The 9613-nt window shown below is 73.5% G+C and carries 11 protein-coding genes and 1 pseudogene; 3 read left to right on the top strand and 9 right to left on the bottom strand.

Features of this window, described 5'->3' with window-relative positions:
- Positions 1-1217 (top strand): lipase (locus E1265_RS27820; protein WP_207931240.1); only part of this gene is annotated, 1217 nt, incomplete at its 5' end.
- Positions 1218-1247: 30 nt separating this feature from the next.
- Here E1265_RS27820 and E1265_RS27815 read toward each other — a convergent pair.
- Both E1265_RS27815 and E1265_RS27810 read right to left on the bottom strand, forming a co-directional pair.
- Positions 1248-2054, bottom strand: a complete 807-nt coding sequence (locus E1265_RS27815) for an ATP-binding cassette domain-containing protein (RefSeq protein WP_132933749.1) — start codon at positions 2052-2054, stop codon at positions 1248-1250.
- Positions 2051-2467, bottom strand: a complete 417-nt coding sequence (locus tag E1265_RS27810; RefSeq protein WP_132933748.1) for a MerR family transcriptional regulator — start codon at positions 2465-2467, stop codon at positions 2051-2053. Before E1265_RS27810 ends, E1265_RS27815 begins: the two co-directional genes overlap by 4 nt.
- A 79-nt stretch (positions 2468-2546) precedes the next feature.
- Between E1265_RS27810 and E1265_RS27805 the strand changes: the two genes are divergently transcribed.
- Positions 2547-3731 carry an MFS transporter gene (locus E1265_RS27805; protein ID WP_132933747.1) on the top strand — a complete coding sequence of 395 codons (1185 nt, stop codon included), beginning with the start codon at positions 2547-2549 and terminating at the stop codon, positions 3729-3731.
- A gap of 194 nt (positions 3732-3925) precedes the next feature.
- Here E1265_RS27805 and E1265_RS27800 read toward each other — a convergent pair whose 3' ends face one another.
- Together E1265_RS27800 and E1265_RS39710 are read right to left on the bottom strand one after the other, a co-directional pair.
- Positions 3926-4084, bottom strand: a complete 159-nt coding sequence (locus E1265_RS27800; protein WP_207931239.1) for a hypothetical protein — start codon at positions 4082-4084, stop codon at positions 3926-3928.
- Positions 4081-4308 (bottom strand): beta-lactamase family protein, encoded by a 228-nt coding sequence (locus tag E1265_RS39710; RefSeq protein WP_243741158.1) that lies wholly within the window; start codon positions 4306-4308, stop codon positions 4081-4083. Before E1265_RS39710 ends, E1265_RS27800 begins: the two co-directional genes overlap by 4 nt.
- A 632-nt stretch (positions 4309-4940) precedes the next feature.
- On the opposite strand from E1265_RS39710, the gene E1265_RS27790 reads away from it, so the two are divergent.
- The gene (locus E1265_RS27790) at positions 4941-7094 is read left to right on the top strand and encodes a SpoIIE family protein phosphatase (protein ID WP_132933746.1); all 2154 of its coding nucleotides are present in this window, start codon (positions 4941-4943) and stop codon (positions 7092-7094) included.
- A gap of 59 nt (positions 7095-7153) precedes the next feature.
- On the opposite strand, the gene E1265_RS27785 is transcribed toward E1265_RS27790, so the two are convergent.
- From E1265_RS27785 to E1265_RS39705, 5 genes and pseudogenes are all read right to left on the bottom strand, one after another.
- Positions 7154-7522: a hypothetical protein gene (locus E1265_RS27785; RefSeq protein WP_132933745.1), complete on the bottom strand. Its 369-nt coding sequence runs from the start codon at positions 7520-7522 to the stop codon at positions 7154-7156.
- A gap of 129 nt (positions 7523-7651) precedes the next feature.
- Entirely contained in the window at positions 7652-8323 is a 672-nt protein-coding gene (locus tag E1265_RS27780) for a DUF5063 domain-containing protein (protein WP_243741157.1), read from the bottom strand.
- Positions 8324-8386: 63 nt separating this feature from the next.
- On the bottom strand, positions 8387-8986 hold the full coding sequence (gene recR / locus E1265_RS27775; RefSeq protein ID WP_132933744.1) for a recombination mediator RecR: 600 nt from the start codon (positions 8984-8986) through the stop codon (positions 8387-8389).
- Between the two features lie 50 nt (positions 8987-9036).
- Positions 9037-9375, bottom strand: a complete 339-nt coding sequence (locus E1265_RS27770) for a YbaB/EbfC family nucleoid-associated protein (protein ID WP_207931238.1) — start codon at positions 9373-9375, stop codon at positions 9037-9039.
- Between the two features lie 69 nt (positions 9376-9444).
- Positions 9445-9613 (bottom strand): annotated as a pseudogene (locus E1265_RS39705) (DNA polymerase III subunit gamma/tau); the annotation flags it as partial.

The raw sequence follows: 9613 nt of genomic DNA, 5'->3' as shown, positions 1-9613 counted from the left end.
CCGCGGCGACGGCCCTGGCCCCCGCCCCCCTTCCCACCAACGCCGCGGAGCACGACCGGCGGCAACGGGGGACGCTCGTCTCGGTCGAGCCGCTCTACAGCCTGGACAGCCGCGCCGATGCCGCCGCCGAACTGGCCGCGGCCGGCTTCGACGACAGCGTGGCCCGGTACGGCGTCGACGCCTACCGGCTGGTGTACCGGACCGTCGACCCGGCCGGGCGACCGACCACGGCCAGCGGGCTCCTCGCACTGCCCCGCACCCGCCAGGCCGCGTTGCACCCGGTGTCCTTCGCGCACGGCACCGGCGTCCACAGGGAGGACGCGCCCTCGATGCGGCGGCAGAACTTCGTCAGCGCCGCGACGATCAGCTACGCGGCGGCCGGCTTCGCCGGGGTGGCGCCCGACTACCTCGGCATGGGGCTCGGCCCAGGCACCCACCCCTGGATGGACATCCCCTCGGAGACGACGGCGTCCCTCGACATGCTGCGCGCGGCCCGCGCCTTCGCGCCGCACGCCGGCCACACGCTGCGGCGTGACGTGATGGTCACCGGCTTCTCGCAGGGCGCCTCGGCCGCCCTTGGCCTCGGCCGGGCCCTTCAGGAGGGCGAGGACCGATGGTTCCGGGCCGGCGCGTTGGCACCGGTGAGCGGCGCCTACGACTTCGTCGGCACCACGATGAGGTCCCTGTTCGACGAGGAACGCGTCGCCCCCAGGTACGGCGTGGTCTACGCGGCCTACGCGCTGGTGGCGGTCGAGCGACTGCACGGCGGCGTGTACGAGGCCCCGGCCGAGGTGTTCCGGCCGCCGTACGCCGACTCCGTCGAGGAACTGTTCGATGGCACGCACACCGGCCAGGAGATGATGGCCGGCCTCCCCGGCACGATCGACGAACTCCTGACGGAGCGCGGTCGGGGACTGCTGACCGCCCCCACCGGGACGTTCGCCGCGGCCCTGGGCGCGGCGGGCAGCGTGTGCGCGGACTGGGCGCCGCGGATGCCGACGCGGCTCTACATGGCGACGGGCGACGAACAGGCCGTCGTGGAGAACACCGCCTGGTGCCGCGCGGAACTGCGGGCGAACGGGGTGAACGTGCCGGTCGTCGACCTCGGCCCGGTGGACTACCAGGGGTCGCGGCACTCCGGCTCCAGCGTCGCCGCCACCGCGGCCACCATCGCGTGGTTCAGCGCCCTCACCAACCAGTCGCCGGGCGGTGCCTGATGCTTCGCCTCCCGGCTGGGACGTATGGCGTCAGCGGCCCGAGCGTGCGTACCAACGGCCGTCGTGGCGGGCTACATGAATGGGACGTCCGAAGCAGGCCGTCATGGTGTCCGGGGTGAGCACGCCGTGAGCCGGGCCGGATGCCAGCTCACGGCCCTCCTTGAGCAGGAAGGCGTGTGTGGTGCTGGGCGGCAGCTCCTCCAGGTGGTGGGTGACGGTGACGGTGGCGAGGTCGGACCGGTCGGCCGCCAGCCGGTGCAGCGCGTCCACGAGGTCCTCGCGGGACGGGAGGTCGAGGGCGTTGAACGGCTCGTCGAGCAGGAGCAGCGATGGGTCGGCCATCAGGGCACGGCAGATGAGGATCCGGGCGCGCTGGCCGCCCGAGCAGTCCCCGAAGCGGCGGTCGGCGAGTTCCTTGCACCCCAGCTCGGCGAGCAGGACGTGGGCGCGCTCGCGGGTCCCGGCGTCGTACTTCCGCCACAGCGGCTGCACCGTGCCGGTCGCCCCGGTGAGGACGACGGTGTGGGCGGTGGCGTCCAGCGGGACCTTCTGGGCGGCGGACACCAGGCCGACGCGCGCTCGCAGTTCGCGCATGTCGACGCGGCCGAGTCGGTCACCGAGGACCTCGACGGTGCCGACGGTGGGGTACATGGCCGCCCCGACGAGCCGGAGCAGGGTGGTCTTGCCGGCCCCGTTGGCCCCCAGCAGCGCCCAGTGCTCGCCGGGCCGCACGGTCCAGTTGATCCCGTCGAGGACGATCTCCTGCCCGGTGGTGCGGCGGTGGACGGCGACATCCGTCAGAGCGACGACGGCGTGGGGCTCCTGGTACGCGGTCACATCGGCAGCGTAGTGCCGTGGCCGGCGACCGCACCGCCGCGTGCCGCGCGTTCGGCGACGTCCGCGGGGGCGGCGGCGATGACGTCGTCGAGCGCGGCGCGGGACGTCTGTAGGTCGGTGATGGCCTGGGTGATCCGCTCGCGCTCGGTGAACAGGTCGGCGAGAAGGTCGGAGCAGGTGGGCACCAGGCGCTCTCCCTCCTCCCGCAGGCACGGCAGGATCGTGGCGATGGTGGCGGTGGAGAGGCCAGCGGCGAGCAGGCCGCGGATGCGACGAACGGTGTCCACGTCGGTCTCGCGGTACTCGCGGTAGCCGCTGGGCCGCCGCTCGGGCTGGAGCAGGTGCTGCTCCTCGTAGTAGCGCAGCAGCCGTTCGTGGACGCCGGTCCGGCGCGACAGCTCTCCGATCCGCACGTGATCCTCCTCACGGATGGAGCGGGGCGGGCGGCACCGCTTGACTCTCACATCCATGTGAGAGTCTAGCTTCCCGGGCATGGGAAAGGGCTTCGCCTCGCTCGCCGCCCTGTGCGCGAGCGTCTTCGTCGTCGGTACGTCGGAATACCTGGTCGCGGGCATGCTGCCCGAGGTCGGCGCGGATCTTCAGGTGTCGCAGGGCACCGCCGGGCAGGCGGTGACCGCCTACGCGCTGGGCGTGGTGATCGGCGGACCGGCCGTGACCATGCTGACCGCGCGACTGCCCCGCAAGGGCCTGGCGATCGCGTTGATGCTGCTGTTCGCCGTGGGCAGCGCGATCAGCGCCCTGGCCTCTTCGTTCGCGATGCTGCTCGCCGGGCGGGTGGTCTCCTCGCTCAGCCACGCCGCCTTCCTGGCGTTGGCGCTCGTGATGGCCACCAGCGTGGTGGACGAGCGCAGAATCGGCTCGGCGATCGCCACCGTGGCGTCCGGGTTCACCGTGGCGACCTTGCTCGGGGTGCCCCTGGGATCGTTGCTGGGGCAGGCCGCCGGGTGGCGCGCTCCCTTCGCGGTGCTGACCGCGCTCACCCTGGCCGCCACCGCGTTGCTGGCGCTGGTGCTGCCCAGGCAGCAGGCGCCGGCGACGAGCCTGCGCGAGGAGGTGCGGGTGGTGGTCCGCGGGCCGGTGCTGCTGGCCATCGCCATCACCGCGGTCGGCTTCTCCGGCGTCGCCGTCGTGTTCACCTACATCGCGCCCCTGCTCACCCGCGTCGCCGGCTTCTCCCCGGCCGCCGTGTCCGGGCTGCTGCTCGCCTACGGCGCCGGCAGCTTCCTGGGCAACCTGGCCGCCGGCAAGCTGACCGACCGGTCCATGTCCGCGACCGTACGAGGGGTGTTCGGCGGGCTGACCGGCGTGCTGGCGGCCATGCCGTTCGCCGTCGCCTTCCGGCCCACCGCCGTGCTCGCGGTCCTGGTCCTGGGCCTGCTCGCCACCGCCACCATCGCTCCCCTGCAAGGTCTGATCCTCCGCCACGCTGGGGCCGCCCCGACCCTGGCGGTCTCTGTCAACGTGGGCGCGTTCAACCTCGGCGCCGCCGCCGGCTCCGGCCTCGGCGGGCTCATCGTGTCCGCGGGCGCGCTGCGCTGGACCGGACTGGCCGGGGCCGTGCTGAGCCTGACCGGCCTGGCCCTGACCTACCTGATCCTGCCCCGCACCCGCACCGCGGAGCACACCGACAACGCCATGGCGCCCACCGCTGCCTGACCACCACACCCTCGTCCTGTCGGTCGGTACCCAGGCGGCTCTGGCCCGGTCCGTGCGGCGGTGCGTGGCCTCGATGACGGTCGCAGCGCTCGTCACCACCTCCACGCCGGATCGCCCGTGGCGGTGCGCACACACCGTGCCGCCTACGCGCCCGTCGGCCAGTTCGGCTGGGACGGCGGAACCGGCACCACGGCCTACGCCGAGCCCGCCGAACGGCTGGGTTCGGCCAGCATGGCGCTGGTCGCGGCGTCGGCCGGTAGCAACGCCTCGAGGCGTGGTTCGGCGATGGTGACGTCGATGGCGGTGCCGAGCTCCCTGTCATCGGCCGGATCATGGGCCCGGCAGTGGGTCATCGGGTGCGGCACAGCTCCAGGTCCACGAGGGTGCGCATGGCGTCCTGCGTGCCCTCGCCGCCGTCGCTGGTGACGTACACGGCGACGCTCCGGGTCCCGTCCCGGGTGACGCCGCCGTCCGCGCTGCCCAACGCGGCCATCTGGATGTCGGGGAGGCCGCTGGTGTGCTGCAGCAGCCGCCGCACGGTGATCCGGCCGCTGTCGTAGCCGTTGCCCCGCACCACACCCGGCAGCCACTGCTCGACGGTGTCGTCCAGGGACAGCTCCCCGTCCTCGACGAGTTACAGCACGACCGTGGCGGTGAAGGTCTTGGTGGCGCTGCCGATCCGGAAGGAACCTGCCGTCGTTCGGCATCGGCCTGCCGGTGCCCAGCTCGGCCGTACCGGCGCGCGCGCTGTCCCGTCCGTCGGGCGACGTCACCTCGGCGAACACGCCGACGGCCCCGGCGTCGTGGATCGCGTCCACCTGCTCCTGGAGCGGATCGGCCCCCGCGCCCCCGAGGCCGCCGCCGGCCCGATCGACGCGGCGAGCACCACCGCGCCCAGGCTGCCCAGGACGAGCAGGCCTCGCCGACGCCTTCCCAACACCCGCATGATGATCCCTCTTCTGTCCCGGTGGCCCGTGGCCGGTGGTCGGCGACCATCCCACCAGCGCCACGGGGATCGGCCCATCCGGCCTTCCCCCGACGTGCCGACGCTCCGCCTACACCACGCGCCGGGGGTTAACCCCCGTAAGGAGGCTGGAGCCCCGCCCGCATCCACGTCGTCACCCAGCGTCACGTCAGGGCATCGGCGACCCGCCCCCGGGCCCGAGGCCAACGCGTGCCAGCCGCGTGACCTCGACGTACCGTGCTGGTATGGGCTGCGGAACGGGCTCCGAGCCGGACGACGACCTGGCGTTGCTGAGCCCGCACCTGCACCGGGTCATCCGGGAGGCCGGCGGCTACGGCGGCGGCGTCTTCCTCTTGGCCCCGGGCGAGCGCGTGCTGCGGCTCTCCGTGGTCTGCGGGATCCCGATGGACGTGGCCGGCCCCTGGTCGCGGGTGGGGCTCGACGTCCCCGTGCCGCTGACCAGGGCGGTCAACGAGCGGCGGCTGGTCTGGCAGGAGAGCGGCCGGCACGACCGGCGCGGGCCCCGGGTGAGCGTGCCGCTGCCGTACTCGTACGCGGTCGCGCACGCGCCGATCCGCACGGACGGTGACGAGGAGTGCTGGGGCGTGCTCATGGTGCTCTGGCCCGGCTCGCACCCGACGCAGCTCGCCCCGCACGAGCGCGAGCCGATGGAGGCCGGGTGCCGCCGCCTCGGCCCGCTGCTGCGGGACGCCGCCCGGCGCGGGCGCCCGGTGCGGCTCCCGGAGGAGCCGACGATCCTGGAGCGGCCGCGCACTCGGATGCCGGAGCCGGAGCAGGCGCTGGCCGCGGCCGACTTCGCCGAGCGGCTGCCGGAGGGCGCCTGCGCGCTGGCGCTCGACGGCCGGGTCGCCTTCGTCACCGAGCGCGGCGCCGCGCTGCTCGGCGTCAACGGGGCGGAGCTGCTCGGCGCGCGGCTGTGGGAGACGGTGCCCTGGCTGGCCGACCCCTCGTACGAGGACCGCTTCAGATCGGCGGTGATCAGCCGCCAGCCAACCTCGTTCACGGCCCAGCGGACGACCGGGAGCTGGTTCCGTTTCGAGCTGAACCCGGGCGACCACGGCGTCAGCCTCCGCCTGAGCCCGACCAGGGCGCCGGACGAGGAGCCGCCCCCGCGGCAGGACAAGAGGCCGCCCGCGGGGCCGACCAGGGTCGGGGCGATCTACCAGGTGATGCGGCTGGCGGTCACGCTCACCGAGGCCGCCGGCGTGGCCGACGTGGTGCGGCTCGTCGCCGACCAGCTGCTGCCGGCGTTCGACGCGCAGGGGTTGATCCTGTGCGTCACGGAGGGCGACCGGCTGAGGCTCGTGGGGCACCGGGGCTGCCCGCCGGAGATCGCGGAGCGGCTCGACGGCACGCCGCTCACCAGCCGCACCAGCCCGACGACCGCCGCCATGTCCGAGGGCACCCCCGTCTTCTACGCCTCGACCGAGGAGATGCGCCGCCGCTTCCCGCACATCCCGGACGCGTCGGAGGAGGTGGCGGGCCCCGGCCGGGCGGCCTCGGCCTCCTGGGCGTTCCTGCCGCTGGTCACCTCGGGCCGGGTGGCCGGCTGCTGCGTGATCTCCTACGACCGGCCGCACGACTTCACCGCCGAGGAGCGCACCCTGCTGACCTCGCTGGCCGGCGTCATCGGGCAGGCCCTGGAGCGGGCCCGGCTCTTCGACGCCAACCAGCGCCTCGCCCGGCGGCTCCAGAAGGACCTGCTCCCGCGCGACCTGCCCAGCATCCCCGGGCTCGACGTCGCGGCTCGCTACCTCGCCGCCACCAAGGGCATGGAGATCGGCGGCGACTTCTACGACGTGATCGAGCTCGAGGGCGGCGCCGGCGCGACGATCGGCGACGTGCAGGGGCACAACGTGACGGCGGCGGCGCTGATGGGACAGGTGCGCACGGCCGTGCACGCGGCGGCGGGCACCGCGCCGTCCGAGGTGCTGACCCGCACCAACCGACTACTCAACGACCTCGACCCCGGCCTGTTCACCAGCTGCCTCTACATCCACCTCGACCTGCGCGAGGGGCTCGCCAGGCTGGCCACGGCCGGCCACCCGCCGCCGCTGCTGCGGATGCCGGACGGGCGGGTCACCGAGGTGGACGTGCCGCCAGGGCCCGTCCTCGGCGTCGACCCGCGCGCCGACTACCCGGCCGTCGACATCCCGCTGCCGCCAGGCGCGGTGCTGCTGCTCTTCACGGACGGCCTGATCGAGCGGCCCGGCGTGCACCTGGACGATGCGACCGCCGCGCTCGCCGGCCACTTCGGGCGGATCGCGGAGCAGCCGGAGCGCAGCATGGACGAGCTGGCCGAGACGCTGCTCCGCTCCCACCAGGCGGGCGGCCGCGGCGACGACATCGCGCTGCTGCTGCTCAGCCCGTACGGCTAGGCTTGTCGGCGCCCTCGGTCGGAGACGCGGAGCGGACCGGGCCGCCGGCGGTCGGGCGCTCAGCCGATCTGCTCCTTCACGTGGTCGATCACCTCGGTGAAGGCGGCAGCCGGCGAGAACTCCATGAGCTCGGTGTCCTCGAGCGCCTCAGGAGCGTGCCCGGGCGCCCAGTAGTACGCCTGCCCGGCCTCGTAGGTCTCGTCGCCCTGCCTGGTGTGCAGCTTCACCCTGCCCTTGGTGAGGAAGCCCCAGTGCGGGCACTGGCACAGGTCGTCCGGCATGCCCTTCAGGGGGATGGACATGTCCGTCCCCTCAGGGAGGCGGATGAAGGCGACGGACATGTCGCCGCCGATCCGCTCCATGCGGAGCTCGACGCCCTCCTCGTTGGACAGGACCACGGGAGCCTCGGTCCGTGTCATCGTGGTCATCCCACTCACCCCTCTCATGAGGGTTGACTGACGTCTTTCACCCCCCATTGTCCGTCAGGGGCGGGCGCCGCCGTAAGCCGGACCCCGGCCGGGACCGGGCCGGCCCCCGGCCGGAACCGGGGAGGGAACCTACCGTTCCGAGGTGAGCCCGAGCGGGGTCGCGATCTCGGCCTCCATCACGCGGCCGGCCTGCCGCTCCAGGTCGCCGTCCTCGGCGCCGCTGTCCGTGTCGAGGCCGTCGAGCTCGGCGAGCGGGGTGTCGAGGCGGACGTGCGCCACCAGCGACTGGAGCGCGCGCAGCGAGGCGCTGGCCGTCGGGCCCCAGTTCGACAGGTAGGAGAACTGCCACCACCACAGGGCCTCGCTGATCCGGCCCTCGCGGTAGTGCGCCATGCCGTGCCGCAGGTTGCTGATGATGTCGGCGAGGTCGTCGGAGATGCGGGAGGGCACCGGCGTGGAGCGCGGCACGTAGGGGTCGAAGACCTCCGAGTAGACGTCGACCGGCGCGAGCAGCGTGGCGAGGCGCTCGCGCAGCTCGTCCATGTCCGGGTCGGGGCCCGTGTCGGGCTCGTAGCGCTCCTCGGGGAGGATGTCCTCGTACGCGCCGAGCCGACCGCCGGCGAGCAGCAGCTGGGAGACCTGGAGCAGCAGATAGGGGATCGCGCTGTCCGGGTCGTCGCCCTTGGCGACCTCCGTGACGGCGACGGTGAAGCTCTCGATCTGGTCGGCGATCTGCACGGCGAAGCTGTCCGGCCCGGAGACCGCCAGCTCCTCTTCGCTCGGCACCACTTCGGACGTCACGCGATCGCCTCCCCTGCTGTCCCTACGGACGCAACGGTCTGCCCGTGCCGCGCGTTCCCCGCGTCAGACATCGAGCAGCCGCCTCCCCTCGAAGGCGCGCCCCAAGGTGACCTCGTCGGCATATTCCAAGTCTCCCCCGACCGGCAGCCCACTGGCCAGCCGGGTGACCCGCAACCCGAGCGAGCTGACCATCCGGGCCAGGTAGGTGGCGGTCGCCTCGCCTTCCAGATTGGGGTCGGTGGCGAGGATCAGCTCCGTGACCGAGCCGTCGGCCAGGCGGGCGAGCAGCTCCCTGATCCGCAGGTCGTCGGGGCCGACACCGTCGATCGGGCTGATCGCGCCGCCGAGCACGTGGTAGCGGCCGCGGAACTCGCGGGTGCGCTCGATCGCCACCACGTCCTTGGGCTCCTCGACCACGCAGATCACCGTGGCGTCGCGGCGCGGATCCTGGCAGACCCGGCACTGCTCCTCCTGCGCGACGTTGCCGCAGACCGCGCAGAACCTGACCTTCGCCTTGACCTCGGTCAGCGCGGTGGCCAGCCGACGGACGTCGGTGGGCTCGGCCTGGAGGATGTGGAACGCGATCCGCTGGGCGCTCTTGGGGCCCACGCCCGGCAGCCGGCCGAGCTCGTCGATCAGGTCCTGGACCACGCCCTCATACACGGAATGTGCCGCCCTCTCCCTTGGTCCGCCTCACCATAGGCCAGGGAGGCTCAGAACGGCAGCCCGGGAAGGCCACCGCCGCCGAGGCCCTGGGCCAGCGGGCCCAGCTTGGTCTTGGCCAGCTCCTGCGCCGCGTTGTTCGCGTCGCGCACGGCGGCGACCACGAGATCCGCCAGGGTCTCGGTGTCCTCGGGGTCCACCGCGCGCGGATCGATCTCCAGGCTCTTCAGCTCGCCGGCACCGGTGACCGTGGCCTTGACGAGGCCGCCGCCCGCGGAGCCCTCGACCGGCGTCTCGGCCAGCTCCTGCTGCGCCGCCGCGAGGTCCTGCTGCATCTTCTGGGCCTGCTGCAGCAGCTGCTGCATGTCGACCCCACCATCGGGGAACACGGCCGGTCTCACTCCTGGCTCTCGACTACCTGTGACCCCCTGAGCCTACGGGCTCAGGAACGCTCGGTCTCACTCATGCCGAAACTCCTCAATGACGGTCGCACCCAGCTCCTGAACGATCAGCTCGTATCCGGTGAGCGCCGTGTCGTCGAGATCCGGGTCGTCCTCGGCCGCCACGTCGTCCTCCGCGGCCACCGGCGGCGGCTGCGGGGCGCCGCCGCTCTGCGCGGGCGGGGGC

It is taken from the genome of Streptomyces sp. 8K308, assembly GCF_004348315.1.
Lineage (GTDB): Bacteria > Actinomycetota > Actinomycetes > Streptomycetales > Streptomycetaceae > Streptomyces.
This window is presented reverse-complemented; position numbering and strand designations above follow the sequence as displayed.

What these genes read in the sequence shown, in the direction of transcription:
- E1265_RS27805 (WP_132933747.1), top strand. Translation starts at nt 2,547, where the DNA reads ATGGGAAAGGGCTTCGCCTCGCTCGCCGCCCTGTGCGCGAGCGTCTTC.
- E1265_RS27800 (WP_207931239.1), bottom strand. Translation starts at nt 4,084, where the DNA reads ATGACCCACTGCCGGGCCCATGATCCGGCCGATGACAGGGAGCTCGGC.
- E1265_RS27790 (WP_132933746.1), top strand. Translation starts at nt 4,941, where the DNA reads ATGGGCTGCGGAACGGGCTCCGAGCCGGACGACGACCTGGCGTTGCTG.
- E1265_RS27785 (WP_132933745.1), bottom strand. Translation starts at nt 7,522, where the DNA reads ATGACCACGATGACACGGACCGAGGCTCCCGTGGTCCTGTCCAACGAG.